General features: G+C 65.2%; 15 protein-coding genes. 5 read left to right on the top strand and 10 right to left on the bottom strand.

The features are described 5' to 3' along the window. Window positions 1–5: 5 nt before the first annotated feature. The 4 genes from AC1DEZ_RS24460 to AC1DEZ_RS24445 form a co-directional block, all read right to left on the bottom strand. Window positions 6–941: an ABC transporter permease gene (locus tag AC1DEZ_RS24460; protein ID WP_441510779.1), complete on the bottom strand. Its 936-nt coding sequence runs from the start codon at window positions 939–941 to the stop codon at window positions 6–8. 105 nt (window positions 942–1046) lie between these two features. Then, window positions 1047–2636, bottom strand: a complete 1590-nt coding sequence (locus AC1DEZ_RS24455; RefSeq protein WP_441511185.1) for an ABC transporter substrate-binding protein — start codon at window positions 2634–2636, stop codon at window positions 1047–1049. Window positions 2637–2755: 119 nt separating this feature from the next. Beyond that, a complete protein-coding gene (locus AC1DEZ_RS24450) occupies window positions 2756–4375 on the bottom strand; it encodes an amidohydrolase (protein WP_476780909.1) in 1620 nt (539 codons plus the stop codon). Between the two features lie 48 nt (window positions 4376–4423). Continuing rightward, on the bottom strand, window positions 4424–5908 hold the full coding sequence (locus AC1DEZ_RS24445) for a M81 family metallopeptidase (protein ID WP_441510777.1): 1485 nt from the start codon (window positions 5906–5908) through the stop codon (window positions 4424–4426). A 145-nt stretch (window positions 5909–6053) separates the two neighbouring features. On the opposite strand from AC1DEZ_RS24445, the gene AC1DEZ_RS24440 reads away from it, so the two are divergent. The 3 genes from AC1DEZ_RS24440 (at window position 6054) to AC1DEZ_RS24430 (ending at window position 7858) form a co-directional block, all read left to right on the top strand. After that, complete coding sequence (locus AC1DEZ_RS24440; RefSeq protein WP_441510776.1) at window positions 6054–7118, top strand: DNA topoisomerase IB; 1065 nt, start codon at window positions 6054–6056, stop codon at window positions 7116–7118. Between the two features lie 68 nt (window positions 7119–7186). Continuing rightward, window positions 7187–7399, top strand: coding sequence for a hypothetical protein (locus tag AC1DEZ_RS24435; protein WP_441510775.1), 213 nt, complete (start codon window positions 7187–7189; stop codon window positions 7397–7399). A 252-nt stretch (window positions 7400–7651) separates the two neighbouring features. Next, window positions 7652–7858, top strand: a complete 207-nt coding sequence (locus AC1DEZ_RS24430; protein WP_441510773.1) for a hypothetical protein — start codon at window positions 7652–7654, stop codon at window positions 7856–7858. A gap of 108 nt (window positions 7859–7966) precedes the next feature. Here AC1DEZ_RS24430 and hemC read toward each other — a convergent pair whose 3' ends face one another. Next, window positions 7967–8905: a hydroxymethylbilane synthase gene (hemC, locus tag AC1DEZ_RS24425; RefSeq protein ID WP_441510772.1), complete on the bottom strand. Its 939-nt coding sequence runs from the start codon at window positions 8903–8905 to the stop codon at window positions 7967–7969. Window positions 8906–8994: 89 nt separating this feature from the next. Further along, window positions 8995–10425 carry an aminotransferase-like domain-containing protein gene (locus AC1DEZ_RS24420; protein ID WP_441510771.1) on the bottom strand — a complete coding sequence of 477 codons (1431 nt, stop codon included), beginning with the start codon at window positions 10423–10425 and terminating at the stop codon, window positions 8995–8997. A gap of 82 nt (window positions 10426–10507) precedes the next feature. Here AC1DEZ_RS24420 and AC1DEZ_RS24415 point away from each other — a divergent pair, with 82 nt between their 5' ends. Beyond that, window positions 10508–11395: a DMT family transporter gene (locus AC1DEZ_RS24415; RefSeq protein WP_441510770.1), complete on the top strand. Its 888-nt coding sequence runs from the start codon at window positions 10508–10510 to the stop codon at window positions 11393–11395. A 58-nt stretch (window positions 11396–11453) separates the two neighbouring features. On the opposite strand, the gene aspT (AC1DEZ_RS24410) is transcribed toward AC1DEZ_RS24415, so the two are convergent. The 4 genes from aspT (AC1DEZ_RS24410) to AC1DEZ_RS24395 all read right to left on the bottom strand — a co-directional run bounded on the left by aspT (AC1DEZ_RS24410) (window position 11454) and on the right by AC1DEZ_RS24395 (window position 19388). Further along, on the bottom strand, window positions 11454–13139 hold the full coding sequence (gene aspT / locus AC1DEZ_RS24410) for an aspartate-alanine antiporter (protein WP_441510769.1): 1686 nt from the start codon (window positions 13137–13139) through the stop codon (window positions 11454–11456). Between the two features lie 85 nt (window positions 13140–13224). After that, window positions 13225–14844 (bottom strand): bifunctional aspartate transaminase/aspartate 4-decarboxylase, encoded by a 1620-nt coding sequence (locus AC1DEZ_RS24405; RefSeq protein ID WP_441510768.1) that lies wholly within the window; start codon window positions 14842–14844, stop codon window positions 13225–13227. Between the two features lie 49 nt (window positions 14845–14893). Beyond that, window positions 14894–16585: an aspartate-alanine antiporter gene (gene aspT / locus AC1DEZ_RS24400; RefSeq protein ID WP_441510767.1), complete on the bottom strand. Its 1692-nt coding sequence runs from the start codon at window positions 16583–16585 to the stop codon at window positions 14894–14896. A gap of 40 nt (window positions 16586–16625) precedes the next feature. Beyond that, entirely contained in the window at window positions 16626–19388 is a 2763-nt protein-coding gene (locus AC1DEZ_RS24395) for a decarboxylase (RefSeq protein WP_441510766.1), read from the bottom strand. Window positions 19389–19639: 251 nt separating this feature from the next. Here AC1DEZ_RS24395 and AC1DEZ_RS24390 point away from each other — a divergent pair, with 251 nt between their 5' ends. After that, window positions 19640–19897, top strand: coding sequence for a hypothetical protein (locus tag AC1DEZ_RS24390; protein ID WP_441510765.1), 258 nt, complete (start codon window positions 19640–19642; stop codon window positions 19895–19897). The last annotated feature ends 34 nt before the right edge of the window (window positions 19898–19931 follow it).

The raw sequence follows: 19931 nt of genomic DNA, 5'->3' as shown, positions 1-19931 counted from the left end.
GGGACCTAGCTGTATTTGATGCGCGGATCGACGATGGCGCAGAGCACGTCGACGGCGATGTTCACGACGAGGAAGAAGAGCACGATCGTCAGGATGCAGCCCTGCACGACCGGGATGTCGCGCCAGGTCACGCTGTCGACCAGCAGCGAGCCGAGGCCCGGCCAGGCGAACAGCTTTTCGACGACGACCGCCTGGCCCAGAACCGAGCCGAACTGCAGGCCGAGCGTGGTCAGCACGATGACGAGCGCGTTGCGAGCGACGTGCCAGCGCATGACGCGGAAGGAGCTCGCGCCCTTGGCGCGGGCGGTGCGGACGAAATCGGCATGCATGATCTCCAGCACGGCGGCGCGCGATGTCCGCGCCAGCAGGGCCAGCGGCGAGACGCCGAGCGCGATCGCCGGCAGCACGATGTAACGCGGATCGCCATCGCCATAGCCGAAACTCGGGAACCAACCGAGCGTCAGCGCGAAGCCGTACATTAGCAGGAGGCCGAGCCAGAACATCGGCAGCGACAAGCCCGAGACCGCTAAGACCATGGAGAGCATATCGACCCAGCTTCCCGGCTTCAGCGCAGCGAAGAAGCCGAGCGGCACGCCGATGACGATGGCGAAGAGCATGGCTCCGAGCGCGAGCTGAAGGCTCGGCCAGAGTCGCTCGCCGATCTGGTTGATCACCGGCTGGCGGGTGCGGAAGGAATCACCGAGATCGAAGGTGGCGAGGCCGCCGACATATTTCGCGAAACGCAGCGGCAGCGGATCGTTGAGGCCGAACTGCTGGTTCATGCGCGCGATGGTTTCGGCGTCGATATTGCTGCGCCCGTCAGCCATCTGGCTGGTGGCGAAACTGCCGGGAATGACGCTGAACAGCACGAAGATCAGCGCCGCGACTGCAAGCAGGATCGGGATCGCCTGCAACAGGCGACGCGAGACATAAGGCAACATGACGAGGGCTCCTGAAGCCGCTGTGCAGGGCGTCGCTACCGACGCTCGAATGCGGACAAGCTAACGCCGCCGCGCTGTCGCGCGACGGCGTCAGCTCAGGACGGTTTACTTCGCCGCCGGCGAGGTGGCGTCGACCCAGAGATCCTCGTAGCGCTGCAGCGCGAGCTCGGTCGCGTTCGGCTGGAGGCCGTGCAGCCAGGGCTGATAAGCCATGACCGCCTTGTTGTAGTTGAAGAACCAGACCGGGGCCTCGTCCTGCAGCATGGCATTGGCCTTCTTCAGCAGCTCCAGCTGCTTGGCCGGATCGTTCTCAGCCGAGGCGTCGTCGATCAGCTTGTCATAGGCCGCGTTCTTGAAGGTGGTGTAGTTGCAGGACGAACGCGGCGTCGCGGAGTGGAAGCACTTGAGCTGGGACAGCGCATCCGGGCCGGAGGTGTTCGACCAGATGAAGGCCTGGAAGTCACCGCCCACGACGACGCCGCCAAGCGCCGAGGTCTCGACCGGCTTGACCTTCACCTTGATGCCTACCTTGGCGAGCATCGGGATCGTCGCCTCGACGATCGGGATGCCCCAGCTCTCGTTCGGCGTCGCGGTCCATTCGAACTCGAAGCCATCGGGGTAGCCAGCCTCGGCCAGGAGCTTCTTGGCCTTCTCCGGGTCATAGGCGTAGGGCTTCGCATCCTTGTCGAAGCCCGGCACGGAGATCGGCAGCCAGCTCACCGCGCGATAGGCCTTGTCGCGGACGAGGCGCTTGATGATCAGGTCGCTGTCGATCGCGTAGTTGATCGCCTGGCGCACGCGCTTGTCGGAGAAGGGCTTGAAGGAGGGGTTCATGCCCATGTTGCGGGTGAAGACCTCCGCAACCTCGAGAATGCCCTTCGAGAGATTGGCATCGGCCTTGTAGGCGACATACTGGGTCGAGCCCAGGATCGAGACGTCGATCTCCTTGTTGCGGAAGGCGACGTCACGCGCGGCAGCCTCGCCCATCGGCGAAATCACCAGCTTGTCGGCATAGGGCTTCCCCGCCTTGTAGTATTTCTCCCAGCGCTCGAAGACCATGCGCGAGCCGGGAACATGCTCGACGAACTTGAACGGGCCGAGGCCGATCGGCTTGTTGAAGAAGTCCGGCGCCTGCGCCTCTTTGGCCGGCAGGATCGCGGTCATCGCGCTGTAGAACAGGAAGCCCGGATTGGTCTTGTCGGTCAGCGTCATCTCGATCGTGGAATCGTCGATCTTCTTGAGGCCCGAGATTTCCTTGGCCTGGCCCTTCTGGACCTCGACCGCCCCCCTGATGCGCGAGACGTAGCGCGCGCCGGGGTAGTTCTTCGTGCCGTCCATGATCCGGTTATAGGACCAGATGATGTCGTCGGCCGTCATCTTGCGGCCGTTATGGAACAGGGCATCGTCGCGCAGCTTGAAGGTGTAGGTCAGCCCGTCCGGCGAGACCGTGGCGCTCTTGGCGAGCTCCAGCTCCGGCTTGCCGGCATTCGCGTCCCAGCGATAGAGCATCCCGTGCAGTGCATAGCCGTAGATCTCGTCCTGGATCTGGTTCGAGACGTGGCTGTCATTGCTGACGAAGGACGCGCCATAGGGCGCGGTGAAGCGGATCGTCCCGCCGCGGCGCGGCTCCTGGGCCTGCGCCGAGATGGTAAAGGCCGCCAGCGTCAGCGCGGTCGCAAAGGCCAATTTCTTCAACAACACGATCATTCCTCCCGTTTTCGATTTTGCTCCGGCTGGTCCGGAGTTGTTTGCTTCCAAGTGGAACCATAACGGCTTTGCCGCGCTTGTCTTCCCCTGCGCGGTCAAAGCCGGCCTCAAGCCCGCTCGTAGACGACCTCGCCGCCCAGAATGGTGAGATCGCAGTGCGTGTCCTTGAGAATATCCGCCGGATCGGCCGTAAGCAGATTGCGCGAGAACACCGCGACATCGGCGAGGAAGCCCGGCGCCAGCCGCCCCTTTACGGCTTCCTGCTTCTGCGAGAAGGCGCCGTACTCGGTGTAGGCCTGCAGGGCCTCCTCGATCGAGACGCGCTGGCTTTCATCCATCACCGTGCCCTTCCAGGTCTGCCGGGTCAGCATGGTGTGGAARTTSGGGAASGGGTTGGGGTCGCAGACCGGYGCGTCGCTGCCCGTCGCCGGCTTCAGRCCGAGATCGAACCAGGTGCGGAAGGGGTAGCTCGGCAGCGCCCGCTCCGGCCCGAGCACCTTGACGTAAGCATCGCCGAAATCATGGATGAAGACCTGCTGCGGGCAGGGATAGATGCCGGCCTTGACCATGCGCTCATGCTGGGCCGGCGTCGAGAAGCCGCAATGCTCGATGCGGTGCCGTCGATCCAGATCGGGATAGGCCGCGAGCGCCTTCTCATAGGCGGTGATGAGCTGCTCGATAGCGGCATCGCCGATCGCGTGGCAGGCGAGCTGGTAGCCCTTCTTGTGGGCGTCGAGCACCATGCGTTCCAACTCCGCATCGTCCCACATCCAGACGCCGGTGGCCTTGTCCTCGCCGAGATAGGGCTCGGTCATCCAGGCGGTGCGCCCACCCGCCGAACCGTCGAGGAAGAGCTTGACCGCGCCGATCATCAGCATGTCGTCGCCAGTGCCGGAGATCAGCCCTGCCTCGTAGCAATCAGGCACGATCGAGCGGCCGTCGTCGCCGAGCAGGGTCAGCCAGGTGCGCACCGGCAGACGGCCGTCGCGCTTGGCGCGGTGGTAAGCCGCTATCTCGCCGAAGCCGCCCTTCTGGCCGACGGCGGCGTCCATGCAACTGGTGATGCCGAGCGAGAGCAGGTAGCGGCCGCCGCGCTCGATGCCGGCGATGATATCCTCCTCGGTCGCCGCGGGGATCGCGGCCTGCACTGGCGCGCGCGCGTTCTCGGCGAGCAGGCCGGTCAGGCGGCCATTCTGCTGTTCGATCAGGCCGCCCTGCGGCGTCGGCGACTTCTCGTCGATGCCGCCGAGCCGGAGCGCCTCGGAATTGCAGATCGCGATGTGGCCGCAGGTGCGCACGAGCATCACCGGGTTGTTCGGCGCAGCGCGGTCGAGCTCTTCGCGATAGGGGTGGCGGCCGGTGTCGAGCTTGGTCTGATCGTAGCCGCGCGAGAGGATCCATTCGCCCGGCTTCAGCGTCGCAGCACGCGCGGAGATCGCGCCCAGCAGCGCCTCCAGCGTCGGCGCGGCCTCCGGCTTGGAATTGACCCAGCCCATGGTCATGCCGAGCGAGACGAGATGCAGATGCGAATCGTTGAGACCCGGCGTCGCCAGGCGGCCCTTCAAATCGATCACCCGCGTCTTCGGGCCGACGAGCGGGGCGATCTCGGCATCGCCGCCGGCCGCGAGCACCCTGCCCTGCCAGATCGCCAGCGCCTCGACGACACCATCGTCGCGCCCGCACCAGATCGGCCCGTTGCGCAGCACGATATCGGCCTGAACCGCCATGGTTTTCTCCTGCATTTACTGTCTTCGCCGGCGCTTTGCGGCCGGGCTTCAGATGTCGTCGAGCGGGAAGATCGGCCGGCGCACCTTGCGGTAAGGCCGCTCCTTGAAATTGCGCGTCGAGATCGCGCCGGTATCGACTTCCAGCACCTCGCGCGCGATCGGCTCGAATGCGGCGCGGAAGTGCTGCATCGACTTGACGATCACCGTCGATTTTCGCGTCGGATCGACGCCGAGCGAGGTGAACTGGGCAAGATCGGTCGCCTGGCCGTTATGGGTGATGACGATGATCTCGACATCGTCGACGCGCAGCAGGGCCGAGAGCCCGTAATTGCGCCAGATGCCGCCGGCCATCGGGCCGTAGCACATGAAGTATCCGTCGGTCAGCGCGACGACGTGAGCGTCGAGATCGAGCGGCCCGCCGCCCATGCTGGGATCGACCTTGCCGCCGAGCTTGATCCGGCCACGCTTGCCGACGCCGATTGCCTGCGCAGCGAGCGCCGCTTCGGGGTCGCAGATCGCGTGGAAGCCGACATTCCTGAGCTTCGCGTCGAGGATCGCGCGCAGCAGGTTGGTGGCGTCGCCATAGGCGCCGGAGCCGGGATTGTCGGAGTAGTCCGAGATCACCACAGGCTTGTAGCCGGGCTTGCCGGTATCGGCCTCGCCGGCCTTGGCACGGGCCATGGCCTCGGCGAGCGGCGTGAAATGGATGGAGGAGAAGCGGCGCTGCTCCCAGGCATAGTCCATCAGCTCTTCGGCGATGGCCTGCGCCTTGCCGCGATCATCGGCCGTGACCGCGATCGAGGGGCCGATATCGTGCACGTCGGCCGAGGAGAAGCCAGCCTGAACGCTGACGACCAGCGCATCGCCGGAGGCTTCCAGCGCGTCACCACGGCGCAGCAACTCCAGGAAGGGCGGCGAGGTGGTGCGCCCGCCATCGAGCGCATAGAGGATCGGGCGCCGGGCGAGTGCGACCTTGGGCCTGATCTCGCCCTTCATCGCGCGCTCGAGCAGCTCCGCTGCCTGCCAGGTCCGCTCGTATTGGTCGATATGCGGATAGGTGCGGTAGGAAATCAGCGCATTGGCGTTGTCGGCCATGAGCTGGGTGACCGTGGCGTGCAGGTCGAGCACGGCGACGACCGGCACGTCCGGGCCGATTCGCTTGCGCAGCCGCGCCAGCAATTCGCCCTCGCCATCATCGGAGCTTTCGGTCGCCATCGCACCGTGGAGATGCAGCAGCACGCCGTCGACGCCATCGGCAGCATTGACGATATGGCCGGCGAAGACGTCGAAGGCGGCATCGGTGACGCGGCCCGAGGGATTGGCGCCGGTCACCAGCGGATGGGTCAGGCTCCAGCCGAACTTGTCGGCAGCCTCGAAGGCAGCCCCCATCGAGGTTCGGGTACCGCGGAAAGCCTCGGGGATTTCGTTACCCAGAAAAGCGCCATGCGCCCGGAAAGTGGCTTCGTCCGTGAGCTGAACACTGAAGGTGTTCGTCTCATGCATGAACTCGGCAATCAGCACGCGACGCGTCATTCTCTCCCTCTTCGTCTTGTTCAAATTTTTTGACAGTTTTGGCGAGGCGTCTTCGCAACGCCACTGATTTCCGCGCATGCACCCCCTCGAATGAGGGCGCTTGTCGAAATGTGGTGAATATGCTGAACTCGGCGGAACCAAGTCGGTGTCGGCGCATTTCCGCAGCAGTGATCTGCGAGTCCACGCCATGCCGGTCTCCCCGCAAGCTAGACGACAGCCCGCCAAGACACGACTGCGGCGCGTTTCGTCCGACGAACTCACGATCCGCCGTGTGCGCCATGGGCGCTTCTTCGGCTATCGCGATGCGGAAGGCGCCAAGATCACGGACGAAGACACGCTGGCCCGGATTCGCTCGCTCGCGATCCCTCCGGCCTATGAGGATGTCCGCATCGCCGCCGATCCGCGAGCGCATCTCCAGGCCATCGGCCATGACGAAGCAGGCCGTGTACAGCATCGCTACCACCCCGAATGGGAGAAGGTGCGCGAACGCCGCAAACTGCAGCAACTGGGCCGGCTGATCGCTGCGCTGCCGAAGCTGCGCGCCCGGATCGCAGCCGACATGCGGGCCCGCACGCTTTCCCATGAGAAAGCTCTCGCCTGCGCTGCGGCGATCATCGACCGCTGCCATCTGCGTGTCGGCAACGAAAGCTATGCGAAGAGCAACGGCAGCCATGGCACCTCGACGCTGCTCAAGCGGCACGTCAGGCTCACAGGCGCGCGTATCGCGCTCCACTTTCGGGGCAAGAGCGGCAAGGATATCGCTTGCGCGGTCGACGACGCCCCGCTCGCACGGGCGCTCGCGCGCATCGCCACATTACCGGGGCGCCGGCTGCTGCAATATCGCCGCGAAGACGGGTCCGTCGCGCCGGTCCATGCGGCCGAGATCAACGCCTATCTGAAGCAGGTCTGCGGCCTCCCGGTCAGCAGCAAGGATCTGCGGATGCTTGCTGCCAACGCCGCGGCGGCGGAACTGCTCCTCTCAGGCGAGACGGTCGCAACCGAGGCCGGACGCAAGCGCCAGCTCGCCGACATCATGCGCGCGATCTCGGAGCGCCTCGTCAACACGCCGGCCGTGGTTCGCAAGAGCTATGTCCACGCCATCGTCATCGAATCCTATGCCAGCGGCCAACTACAGCGCAGCTATGCCAAGGCGCGCGCCCGGGCGGGCTGCTCGCGCATCGAGCGCGCGCTCGGGCTGCTGGCGGCCTGAAGCCAGCGGGAACAATGCCGCCGTTCGGCGCTTGGTCCAGTATCTGGCACGCATTTATGGAGGCTGAGATGCTCAATCGTGTCGGTTCGCCCAAGCCGGTCGAGACGCCGCAGCAGCCCGGTCAGTCGGTCGCGGCCGGAACGCGCCCTGGCCCGTCGCCGCACTCCGCCCATCCGACCGGCCCCGCCCCGCCATTCGAGTATGAGGAGGAGGCGCCGCAGACGGATTTCCAGGCCGGCCAGAAGAAGCTACCGTCGGGCGAAGGCTCTGGACGGAATTGACGGAATGAACGGGGATTGGGGCTTCGTTGTGTGGATCGTCGTGATCGCGATTCCACTGGGGATCGCGCTGGCGACGCGTTGGGCAGGCTGCGGGGCCCCGGCGCCATGCTCGACAAGCCGAGCGCCGAGGATCCGCGCGATCCCATCTAAGACACTGATATAATTAACTAATTTATTTTCATGAGATTTTCGGGAACTCGCCTCCCCGCTTCCGCGTTTCGTCGCCGCTGAATCCTGGCGGCGGAGACAGACATGGACGAAGAGAGAATCACACGGATTGCCCGCGCGATGTGCAGGGCCGCGCGGCTCGACCCCGACAAGCCGGCCGGCAACAAAGGCCCCTATACGATGTCGATGCAGGAACCCGGACACGAAAGCCCGCAGCCTGCCTGGATGCTGTTCCGGAAGGAGGCGGCGCAGTTCGCCGCACGGCATGGCGAGGTCGCCGTCCGCCTCTGACCTTGTCCCGAAGCGGCCACTCGCCTGAATGCGACCGTGGCCATGACAAGGCCCGGCGCTCCGACAAGGATGCCGGGCCTTTCCATCTGAATAGGATTCTCGCCGAAGCTACAGCGTCTTGAAGGTCGGGTAATAGCCGCGATAGCTCTTCTCGAGGATCGCTCCGCCGCCCCGCGCCTTCAACGCTTCGGCGACGGCAAGGCCGAGTTCCCGCGCCTGCTCGGGCGCCGCACTGTCGCTGGCGTCGACACGCTCCGTTCCTTCGACGGAGGTGACCTGGGCATGCAGGGTCAGGCGGCCATCGGCCCAGCTCGCGCAGGTACCGACCGGCAAGCTGCAGCCGGCACCCAGCGCATGCATCATCTCACGCTCGGCTTCGACCTCGGCGCGCGCTTTCGAGCACTGGATGGCCTGCAGGATCTCGATCACGGCGGCATCGTCGGCGCGGGCTTCGAGGCCAAGCGCGCCCTGCCCGACGGCATAGGGGAAAAGCTCCGGCGCCAGAATCTCGGACGAGGCCTCGTCCAGCCCGAGCCGGCGCAGGCCGGCCTGGGCGAGGATGACGGCATCGAGCGCATCCTCGCCGCCGATCTTGGCGAGGCGCGGGCCGACATTGCCGCGAATCGGCACGACGGTGACATCGGGCCGCAGGTTGAGGATTTGCGCGCGACGCCGCAGCGACCCGGTGCCGACCCGCGCGCCCTGCCGCAGCGAGGCCATCGTCGCGCCGCAGAGCGCGTCGCACGGGTTCTCGCGCGTCGGCACGGAGGCGAGAACGAGCCCCTCATGCAGGGCGGTCGGCAGGTCCTTCAGGGAATGAACGACGAAATCGACCTCGCGGCGCACGAGCTGCTGCTCGTGCTCGACGGCGAAAACACCGACCATGCCGAACTGATGGAATTCGGAGACGCGGTCGCGATCCGCGATGGTGGCGATCTGGCAAAGGGTGAATTCCGTCTCTGGGAACTTCTCCCGGATCAACCCCATGACGTGATTGGTCTGCGCCATCGCCAGCGGGCTGCGGCGCGTGCCGATCCTCAGATGCATGACTTCTTACTTTCGATCCTGTCCGGCCGGGCCGGTTGCGGCGGTCTATAACAGGGGGGCAGCTGGCTGACGAGTGGCGCTGCGCCCGATCAGCCGCCGCCCCGCCGTAGCTCCTCCATCCCCTGCTGCAATACCTCAAACACGCGCGGATCGCGCGTCTGGGCGACGTTGAAACGCATGAAGCCGCACGCGCCCTGCGAGACGCTGAAGACATTGCCGGGCGCCAGGACGACGTTCCGCGCCACCGCCAACCGCGCGAGTTCGGCGGAATCGATCCCCGCGGGCAGGTGGCACCAGAGGTAGAAGCCGCCGCGCGGCATCAGCCAGGGCAGGATTCCGAGTGCTTCCAGTCGGGCAGCAATCTCGCGGCGGGCCTGGGCGAGCCGGCGGCGCACCTCCTCCATATGCTTGCGATAGCCGCCACCAGCGAGGACCCCTGCGACAAGATCGGCAGCGACAGGGCCGGGGCCGCCGAAATTCGTCGCAACCTGAAGGTCGACAAGCCCTTCGATCCAGTCGGCTCGCGCGGCAATATAACCGCAGCGCAGGGAGGCCGAGAGCGTCTTCGAGAAGCTGCCGATCCGGATCACACGGTCGAGACCGTCGAGCAAGGCGAGGCGAGACGACGGTTCGGGCTCGAAATCCGCGAAGATCTCATCCTCAACGATGACGAGATCATGAGCGGCGGCGATTTGCAGCACACGGAAGGCCGTCTGCGGCGAGAGACTGGCCCCGGTCGGGTTGTGCAGCCCGGAATTGGTGAGATAGAGCCGCGGCCGCTCGGCGCAAACCAGCGCTTCGAAAGCGGCGACGTCCGGCCCCGACGGCGTATAGGGCACGCCGAGCACACGTAGCTGGTGGGCACGCAGCAATGCCTGGAAATTGAAGTAGCAGGGATCGTCGACGAGAACGGTATCGCCCGGGCGCAGCAGGAAACGGCAGACCAGATCGAGCGCCTGCGTGCCCGAACCGGTCAGCAGGAGCTGTTCGGGGCCGGCGGCGAGCCCCTCCTCGGCGAAGCGCCCGAGCAGATGGCGGCGCAGAGCCCACGAACCGCGCGTCCCGCCATATTCGGAGAGAACCGGGTCCTGCGCCCGTGCCAAAGCGCGAAAACCGCGGCGAAGCGCCTCGCCGGGCATCCAATCGGCCGGGAGCCAGCCGCAGCCTGGCTTGAGCGCGGCGTCGTCCGCATCGAGCGACTGACGCGAGACCCAGAACGGATCGACCGCGCGCTCATGCGGCGATGCAGCCTGCGTCAGCGCCAGGGGCGGCAGGCCACTGCCGGTGACATAAAAGCCCGAGCCCTGCCGGGCGCGGATCAAGCCCTCTGCGGCCAGACGATCATAGGCCTCAACCACGGTCGACGGCGAAACCCGCATCGTCGCGGCGAAACGGCGGATCGACGGCAGCCGGTCGCCAGGGGCCAGAGACCGAGCCGCGAGCTTGGCCCGAATGGCGGCCATCACCGCCGCCGTCCGTCCCTGCCCGCCCTCGATTTCGCTCGGATCGATAACTGTCATGACGACCATACCCATACAGCTTGCGCCGAATGTATCGAATTGTCGCTGTTTCGGCGAGTGCAGACTGCGTAAGCCTGCGAGGATGCGAGACAAGACAGCGGCGATGCAGCAGGACTGGGCGGGCAAGGGATGGGGCAGCGGTCTCATCGGCGTGCTGATCTTCAGCGGCTCCCTGCCGGCCACGCGCGTCGCCGTCGCCGGCTTCTCGCCGCTCTTCCTCACCTCCGCCCGCGCCGTGATCGCCGCGCTGCTGGGCGCGTTCTTCCTCGTCCTGCTGCGCCAGAAACGGCCGGAACGCTCCGATCTCGGCCCGCTCGCCATCGTCGCGCTCGGCGTCGTTCTCGGCTTTCCGTTGCTGACGGCGCTGGCGCTCCAGCACATCGCCGCGGCCCGCTCGATCGTGTTCGTCGGCCTGCTGCCGCTGGCGACGGCGCTTTTCGGCGTCTTGCGTGCCGGCGAGCGGCCGAAACCCGCCTTCTGGCTGTTCTCCCTGCTTGGCGCTGCGACCGTCGCAGGCTTCGCTCTCGCCCGTAGCGAGGGCGGCTCGCTCACCGGCGACCTGCTGATGATCGCTGCCATCCTGCTCTGCGGGCTCGGCTATGCCGAAGGCGCGGCGCTCTCGCGCCGGCTCGGCGGCTGGCAGGTCATCTCCTGGGCGCTGCTTCTGTCGCTGCCGGCGATGGCCCTGCTCGCACTGCTGTACCTGCCGTCCTCCTGGCAGGGCATCGGGGCGCACGCCTGGCTCGGCCTGGCCTATGTCTCGGTCTTCAGCATGCTGGTCGGCTTCGTGTTCTGGTATCGCGGGCTCGCGCTCGGCGGCATCGCCGGTGTCGGGCAGCTCCAGCTCCTGCAGCCCTTCTTCGGCCTCCTCCTCGCCGGCCTGTTGCTGCATGAACCCATCGCCTGGACGATGATCGCAGCGACGGGAGTGGTGGTCCTCTGCGTCGCCGGGGCGAAGCGCTTCGCCTGAGCCTCCAAGGGCTTCGCCATGGCACCGGGGTTTCCACAGCGGGCCGACGCGGAGCGGGTTACCTGGCCATCAGCGCGACCAGGATCGGCCCCCACGCGGTGAGGAGAATGTTGCCGATCGCATAGGGCACCGTATAGCCCAAAGCGGGGACGCTGCTCTTGGCTTCGTCCTGGATCGCCCTGAGGGCGGCCGTAATCGTACCTGCGCCGGCGCAGGCGCCGAGCACGATCAGGGGGTCCATCTTCAGGACATATCGGCCGAAGAGGATGCCCAGCGTATGCGGGAGCAAGGCCGAGACCAGGCCGACAGCGACCAGGCTGAGCCCGGTCGTCTTCAGCCCGGAGATGAAGCTCGGCCCCGCGCCGAGGCCGACGATGCCGATGAACACGCATAGGCCGAGCGTATCGAAGATCCAGATCGCCGGTTCGGGGATGCGGCCGAAGAAGGGATAGACCGACCGCAGCCAGCCGAAGGCGAGCCCCATGATGAGCGCACCGCCGCTGGCGGTCAGCGTCAGCGGGATGCCGCCGATGACGACGCTCAAAAGCCCGACCAGCCCGCCCAGGAATATGCCGAGGCCGACGAATACCATGTCGGTCGCCGATGTTCGCCTGTCGGGGTAGCCGAGCTTCTCCGCCGCTCGCTCCACGGCGTTCACGGGTCCTGTCAGAGAGAGGACATCGCCGCGATTGACCTGGCTTTCCGGCTTGATCGGCATGGCGAGGCCAGAGCGCATCATCCGCGTGAGGAAGACGCCGCGGGCGAACTCCTCGCCGGCAAGCTCCGCCAAGGTTCGCCCATCAAGGGAGCGGTTGGTCAGCACCACGTCGAGCGACTCGATGGGGATGTCGAGGAGACCGGGATCGCTGACTTCCGGGCCGATCAGATCGCCATGCTGAGCGTGGACTTCCTGCCGCGCCATAACCGCGACGACGTCTCCCGCGCGGATCACGAGACTGGCTTCGGGCTCCCGTATCGAACCCGCCGAACGAACGCGCAGCAGATAGGCGCGAACAGCGCGAGGACGCGCCTCGATTTCAGCCACCGTCTTGCCGATGAACTGCTCGTTCGTAACGCGATATGTCCTTACGTCGAACAGACGCGCCGCCGAGACCACGCCTTCGACCTCGGCAACGGGCCCGGATGATTGCGAAGCCATCTCTGCGGCGGCTGCCTTGAGATCGATGCCCATCAGCTTTGGACCGATCTTCGGCAGGAACCAGACCAGGGATGCGGTGCCGACGAGATAAGTGACGGCATAGGCAACGGGGATGTTGTTGATCAGCGCAGTCCGTTCGGACTGGGGAAGGTCGAGCCGCTGGATCGCCTCACCCGCGGTCCCGATCACGGTCGATTCCGAAAAGGCGCCGGCGAGCAGGCCGGCGGCTGTGCCGATGTCGTAGCCGAGGAGCTTTGCGAACACCAAAGCCGTGAGAAGACAGGCCACGCAAAGCAGGACCGTCAGCGCGACCTGCGGGACCGCATCGCGCTTCAGGGCGCGAAAGAACTGAGGGCCGACCTTGTAGCCGGTGGTGAACAGGAACAGGTCGAAGAACACCGCTTTCACGGCCGTGGGCACTTTGACGTCGAGCTGGCCGATCAGGACGCCGGCCAACAGGCAGCCGACGACCGTTCCGAGACTGAAGCTGCCGAACTTGAACCGGCCGATCAGGAAGCCGAGTGCGATGGTCAGGAAGATCGCGAGCTCGGGATTGCCGCGTAACGCATCGACGACGAAACTCATGCTCGCCTCCCCGCAGATGCGCTCTCGCATTCAGCGGAGCGACTCGATGGCGCCGATCGGCATTCAAGCCCGCGCCGCAGCACGGTCAGGCCTTCTCCTTGAGCGCGAGATTGTAAGCTTCGAAGGCCTGCCGATATCCGCGCGCCACCGCACGCGTCGCGCGGCCGATCTGGCCGTAGACCTCGTCGTCGAGATTGGCGAAGGAGACGCGCACAGACCAGTCCGGCGCGTGGAAGCCGCCCCCATTGAGCAGCACGATGCCGTGGTCCTCGGCCAGCCTGAACACGATGTCGAGCGGGTGGATGTGCTGCTTCATATAGGCCACGACCTCGGGGCCGACATATTTGTTGGCCCAGAACTCGAAATCGACCAGCCCGTAATAGCGGTCGTGAAGCGGATTGTCGGGCACCTCGATGCCCAACCCCTCGATCATCCTGTCGGCACGAGACCTGACGATGTCCATGCAGGTCTTCTGATAGAGCTTGGCCTCGTCCATCATCTCGGACAGCGAGAACAGCGACATCATCACCTGCTGCGGAAGCGAGAGACCGGCGGTGTGATTGAGCGCGATGTCGCGGCTGTCGGCGACGATGCGGTCGATCAGCCTCATCTCCCGCGGCTTCAGCGTCAGCGGCCCGTAGCGCTTGTCGAGCACCGTCAGGGTCTTCTCGGGATGGTTCGCGATCGCCTTGTCGAAGATATTGTCGCGGTGGATGGCGATGACGCCGAGCCGCCAGCCGGTGCAGCCGAAATATTTGGAGTAGGAATAGACGCCGATCGTATTGCGCGGGAGAGCACCGAGCAGGCCGCGGAAGCCTTTCACGAAGGTTCCATAGACATCGTCGGTCAGGAGCAGCAAATCGGGGCGCTTCGTGGTGACGAGCTTGACGATCTTGGCGATCGTCTCCTCGCTCAGCGCGACAGCGGAGGGATTGCCGGGATTGACCACGAAGAAGGCCTTGACCTTCGGGTCCTCGAGCTTCTTCAGCTCCTCGTCGGTGAACTGGAAACGGTTCTCCTGCGGCGCCGCCACGGTGACGACATCGAGGCCGTAATCCTCGAGATGCGGCATTTCGAGGTAGGGGGTGAAGATCGGCGTTGCCAGCGCGATCGTATCCCCGGGGTTCAGCAGCCTATTGGCCTTGAGCGACTTGAAGATGTAGCACATCGCCGCCGTGCCGCCCTCGACGGCATAGAGATCGAACTGGCCGGAAGGGCGCGGCTCGCCGCACATCGCCCACATCAGATATTCGTGCACGATGCGCTCGTTGTGGACGAGCATGCGGTCCGGCACCGGGTAGTTGTCGCCTATGATCGAGTCGACGAGTTCGTGAACGAACGCATCGGGCTTGAAATCGAATTTCTTGACGGCGAAGGCGACCATCTCGCGAAGAAAGCTGGCGCCGGGGGAATCCTTATGGGTAGTCAACCAGTCCTCGAGGCGCGCCGCTATGCCGTCCGCCTTGGGCATGCCGCCGATGCCGGCGGGCTTGTTCATCACGCGCCGGCTCTCGGTGATCGCGAATTGCCCGAGCAGGAAGAAGCCCTCGCGCGGCGTCATCGCCACCCAGTTCGGGTTGCCGCGGCCGGCGTTGAGCATCGCGATGGACGAATTCTGCGACGTCAGCTTGGCAAGGCGGATGAGCTCGTCCTTGATCTCGAAGGGGCTGAGTTTCTCGAAGCTCCGCAGAGTGACAGGATCCATGGCAAACCCCTGATATGAGCCTGAAATCGGATGGTTTCGTCTCGTTTGGTCAAGTCATCAGAATGATGATCACCATGCCCCAGATCGTCAGAAGCGTGTTCCCGACCGCATAGGTGACGGTGTAGCCGAGCGCCGGAACCTGGCTGCCTGCGGTCTCGCAGATCATTCCGAGAGCGGCCGTCGTGGTGCGGGCGCCAGCGCAGGCGCCAAGCAGGATCGCCGGATCGAACCGGAAGACGTATTTGCCGGCGAACATCGCCAGGATCAGCGGGATGGCAGTCGCCAATGCGCCCCAGAGAAAGAGGCCGACGCCCTGCGTCTGCAGGCCTTTGACGAAGCCCGGCCCTGCCGAGATGCCGACGACGGCGATGAACATGTTGAGGCCGACCGAATTCATGAACCAGACGGTCGAACTCGGGATCCGGCCGAAAGTCGGGTGCACCGAACGCAGCCAGCCGAAGACGAGGCCGGAGATCAGCGCGCCGCCGGCGGTCGACAGCGTCAGCGGGACGCCTCCGACCTTGAACACCAGGGCTCCGATGAGCGCGCCCAATACGATCGCACCACAAATAAAGGCGACGTCGGCGATGTCGCTCGGCCGGTCGGCATGGCCCAGGGTCTTGGCGACCGCGGCGATGTCCTGGGTGCGGCCGACCACGGTCAGAATGTCGCCGCGATGGATCGGGGTTTCCGGCAGGATCGGGATGCTGACGGCGGTCGCCCCGCGGACGATCTTGCGGAGGAAGACGCCGCGCGCGGTCGGCATCCGGGAGAGCTCGGTCAACGTCTTGCCGTCGGCCTCCTTGCTGGTGACGTAGATATCGACGCCTTCGGCCTTCAGATCGAGCAGTTCGGGGTCCTCGACCTCTTCGGCATTCTGGCCGATCAGGTTGACCAGCGTCTCGCGCGGGCCGGCGACAGCGATGACGTCGCCCTCCCGCAGGATCGTGTCTGCGGTCGCGTCCTCGATGACGCCGTTGCGTCGGATGCGTTCGACGAAGACACGTGCGTCCGGCACGAGCGCCTCGGCTTCCGCCGCGCGCATGCCGGCGACCCTGGCGCCCTCGCGCAGGCGAAAAGCCCGTAGCTCGAAGCGCCGCCAGACCGAGCCCGGGCCGCCGATCTCCTTGCCGCCGCCAAGCCGGGCCTCGTAGTCCTTGCAGGCCCTGGCGATATCGATACCGAGCAGCTTGGGACCGAGCTGGGCGAGAATGACGGCCGAACCTACGGTGCCGAAGATGTAGGTCACCGCATAGGCGACCGGCATCGCATCGAGATATTCCTTGGTCTGCTCCGGTGACAGCCCGAGTCGATTGATGGCGTCGGTCGCCAGACCCATCGAGGCCGAGATCGTCTGAGAACCGGCATAAAGGCCAGCGGCGTAGCCCGGATGATAACCTGCGATCTTCGCGATCGCGACGGGAGCTGCGAGGCAGAAGACGGTGACGACGACCGCAAAGATCGCCTGCGGCGCGCCGTCCTTGGCAATGCCGCGAACGAACTGCGGCCCGACGCCGTAGCCGACGGCGAACAGGAACATCAGGAAGAACGTCGATTTCACATTGGGCGAGATCGTGATGCCAAGCTGTCCAATGATCACCGCGGCGATCAAGGTCGAGGTCACCGCGCCGAGGCTGAAGCCCTTATAGGCGAAGCCGCCGACATAGTATCCGATCGCCAGCGACAGGAAGAGCGAGATCTCCGGGTAGCTTCTCAGGGTGGCAGCGAACCAGTCGAACATTTCACTCCCCCAATTGCTGGCGTTCAGGCGCGGCCGTCCGTCAGGCCGCCCGCGCCTTCTTGTTTCCCTTCTCGGAATTCACATCCTGCTTGGCGGAAAGCGCGTCCGGTCTCAGCAATTTGAGACCCTTTGCTTTCTCGTATCCGTGGATCTCCTTCACATCGAGCTTGCGCATGAAGGTGATCGTTTCATGCGTAACAACCTGGCCCGGCACCAGGATCGGGAAGCCGGGTGGGTAGGGGATGACGAAATTGGCCGAGATCAGCGCCGGGCCCTTGTCGATGCGACGATCGCATTCGGGGCTGTCGATCGGCAGATACTCGCATTTGTCCTCAGCATAGGCGCAGAAGAACGCCGTGCGGATATCGCCTTCCGGCGTATTCTTGCCGGCATCGCCGCGAAAGGCTTCATGGAAGCGGCTGAAGTCGGGGAGCTCGGGCAAATCCTTCATCAGGCTGCGCACACGGGCTTCGAAGGCGCGTTGTTCGCCTTCGCCGCCCTGACGCAGGCGCGTCTCGATCTCGTTGCAGATCTTGAGCAGGACGCTGATCAGCAGTGCGACGTCGCTGCGTGTATTGTTGATATTGGACTGGAGGAGCACCGAGTTGCGCGAGGTCTTGTTGACCTGAATGTTGTACTCGGAAGCCAGCAAGCCCTTGAACGACGTGCCATCGAAGCCCGCCGTGCCGCAAACCAGGGTCATGCGCGTCGGGTCGAGGCAGAATTCATCCTCGCGCATGCTGCGCAACTGATCGTCCCAGCGCGTCTCGGGAGCGAGGAAATCGACGAAGCCGCTGGTGCGGTATTGGGCGGGCACCATCCCATCGACGCCGACGACCTTGAAATATTTGGAGATCAATGGGTGGATGGCGATCTCCCGCCTGATGTCGAGCGCCACCTCGATGGCGTTCATCACCAGCCCGTAACCCTCGAGCTCCATCTGCCGGCGGGCGACATCGAGACTGGCGATCAATTGCTGGTTCGGGCTGGTCGAGGCATGGGTGAAGACCGCCTCGTGAAACTGCGCCTCGATCTTGTGGAAGTCGACGTCCTTGACCAGCACCATCGATCCCTGCCGGATCGCCGACATGGATTTATGGGTCGAATTGGTCTGGTAGACACGCAGCCGTATGGCGCGCGGATCGGGAATGAGGTGCGTGTCCAGCAGGGTTTCCACGGACGGTGCCGCGCCGAGTTCCTTGCGCTGCCGCTCATAGCGGTCGACGGCCTCGGGGTCCTCCATCCAGGCCTCGATGTCGGCCGCCGCCCCCATCGCCGTTCGCGGCCTGAGGAAGGGCGACCAGCGCGCGAAGCCGAACCAGGCCTCGTCCCAGAGGAAGATCAGGTCCGGCTTGATGGCGAGGCATTCCTCCATCACGCGCCGGGTGTTGTAGATATGGCCGTCGAAGGTGCAGTTGGTCAGGTCGACCATCTTGACGCGATCCAGGCGCCCCTCCGCCTTCAGGTCGAGCAGGGCCTTCTTGATGGTGCGTAGCGGCACTGCCCCGTACATCGAGTATTCCGCCATCGGGAAGGCCTCGACATAGAAGGGCTGCGCGCCGTTCAGCACCAGGCCGTAATGGTGCGACTTGTGGCAGTTCCGATCGAGGATGACGATGTCGCCGGGCGCGATCAGCGCCTGCAGAACCATCTTGTTCGACGTGCTGGTGCCGTTGGTGACGAAGAAGACGTGGTCGGCACCGAAGGCGCGCGCCGCCATGTCCTGGGCGCGCTTGATGTTGCCGGTAGGCTCCAGCAGGCTGTCCAGGCCGCCCGTGGTGGCACTGCTCTCCGCCAGGAAGAGATTGATGCCGTAGAACTGGCCCATGTCGCGGATCCAGGGCGAGCGGAACACCGACTTGCCGCGCGCGATGGGAAGGGCATGGAAGGTGGCGATCGGCCTCTGCGCATAGAGCTTGAGATTGTCGAAGAACGGCGTGTCGTAGCGCGCCTTGATGCCCTCCAGCACCGACAAATGCAGCTCCAGCGGTTCCTCGACCTGATACATCACGCGCCGGATCATCGCGGCACGCGGATCGCCCGCCAGCTTCTCGACGCGCCGATCGGAGAGCAGGTAGATGTCGAGCTCGGGCCGGATCGCCTTCAGCCCGGCGGCGAGGCGCAAGGCCATATCAGCCTCCTCCGTATTACCGAGCAGGGGCTGCTGGGCAGCGAGCACGCTGCGCAGGATCGGGGCGTCGTGCCGGGACCTGAATGCGAAGCCTTCATAGATGGCCACCGCGGCGATATTCGTGTTCAGCACGGCCGCACAGATCGCGTCTTCAAGGCTGCCGACCAGCACCACTTCGTAGACGAACGCATCCTCGGGACGTCTCAAGCGGCGAAACTCCGCGGCGATATGCGGCCAGCGCCCCGCAGGGGCGGGCGTCACCATCAACATCTCGAAATAGGGACGTTGCGCCGCGCTGTCTCCGAGCGATGACGGGATGACATCCACCGGCTCCGCCAGCGACAGGTCGGCCGACTGCCATTCCTTCGGATCATGCTTGTAGTTGCTCGTGATGATGGCCAGCGAAATGCGCTTGGCCAGCGACAGGAAACCAGTGGCGTCGTCATTCTGCAGGAGGCCCCGCAGCGCGGCGAGCAGCTCCGCTCCCGGGAATGCATGAAACTCCTCGATGACGCCGAGCTCATTCAGCGCAACCTCAACCGCCCGGCGGCTTTTGCCACCTGTCGACCAGGAGCGCGCGGCGGAATGGAGATCCCGCCAGCGGTCGGCGCGGCCCGAGGGAGCCGAGAAGAAGTGGTCGATGGTGTGCGGTTCCTGAACTGGAGAGGCCATCGTGAATCCTTCCCTCAGGTTGCACGATCCGTGAGGCGCCAGCCGGCCGCCAAATTCAGCACAATGAGAGAGGGCGGCGTATTGTCCTTGGGGACAGGTTCCGACTTCTCAAGATCGGAGTATTCGTTAGGCCAATCGATGTTTTCAGCGCGCGTGACGAGAAGCCGCGGCACGCGTTTAAGTCGTGCGCGAGCACCGGCGGATTGGACTTGCCTTTGCCGTGTTCAATGCCTCGGCGTGGAGCCCGCCACATGGATAGAAAAATCCTCATCCTTGCCGGAATAGCGGCGGCTGGCGCGGCGATTTACCTGACCGTCGGTTCCCTGCCGGCGAGGGCCTGCAATCGCACTGCCGGCTGCACCATGGATGTGTTGCAGGAGGGCCACGACATGATGCAGGACGGGCGCGCAGCCGAAAACATGCGTGCGGGTCAGGAGAACATTGCCGCCTTCAGGCGCCAGCAGGCCGCCGACGAGGCCGCGATCCGGGCCCGCGCGGCAAGACAATGAGCAGCGGCGCAGCGTGATAAGCGGGCGACCGCCA

The organism is Allobosea sp. 10L422, from assembly GCF_056395345.1.
This window is presented reverse-complemented; position numbering and strand designations above follow the sequence as displayed.

Coding starts and splice junctions, on each gene's coding strand:
- AC1DEZ_RS24460 (WP_441510779.1), bottom strand. CDS start 941: ATGTTGCCTTATGTCTCGCGTCGCCTGTTGCAGGCGATCCCGATCCTG.
- AC1DEZ_RS24445 (WP_441510777.1), bottom strand. CDS start 5,908: ATGACGCGTCGCGTGCTGATTGCCGAGTTCATGCATGAGACGAACACC.
- AC1DEZ_RS24435 (WP_441510775.1), top strand. CDS start 7,187: ATGCTCAATCGTGTCGGTTCGCCCAAGCCGGTCGAGACGCCGCAGCAG.
- AC1DEZ_RS24430 (WP_441510773.1), top strand. CDS start 7,652: ATGGACGAAGAGAGAATCACACGGATTGCCCGCGCGATGTGCAGGGCC.
- hemC (WP_441510772.1), bottom strand. CDS start 8,905: ATGCATCTGAGGATCGGCACGCGCCGCAGCCCGCTGGCGATGGCGCAG.
- AC1DEZ_RS24420 (WP_441510771.1), bottom strand. CDS start 10,425: ATGACAGTTATCGATCCGAGCGAAATCGAGGGCGGGCAGGGACGGACG.
- AC1DEZ_RS24415 (WP_441510770.1), top strand. CDS start 10,508: ATGCGAGACAAGACAGCGGCGATGCAGCAGGACTGGGCGGGCAAGGGA.
- aspT (WP_441510769.1), bottom strand. CDS start 13,139: ATGAGTTTCGTCGTCGATGCGTTACGCGGCAATCCCGAGCTCGCGATC.
- AC1DEZ_RS24405 (WP_441510768.1), bottom strand. CDS start 14,844: ATGGATCCTGTCACTCTGCGGAGCTTCGAGAAACTCAGCCCCTTCGAG.
- aspT (WP_441510767.1), bottom strand. CDS start 16,585: ATGTTCGACTGGTTCGCTGCCACCCTGAGAAGCTACCCGGAGATCTCG.
- AC1DEZ_RS24395 (WP_441510766.1), bottom strand. CDS start 19,388: ATGGCCTCTCCAGTTCAGGAACCGCACACCATCGACCACTTCTTCTCG.
- AC1DEZ_RS24390 (WP_441510765.1), top strand. CDS start 19,640: ATGGATAGAAAAATCCTCATCCTTGCCGGAATAGCGGCGGCTGGCGCG.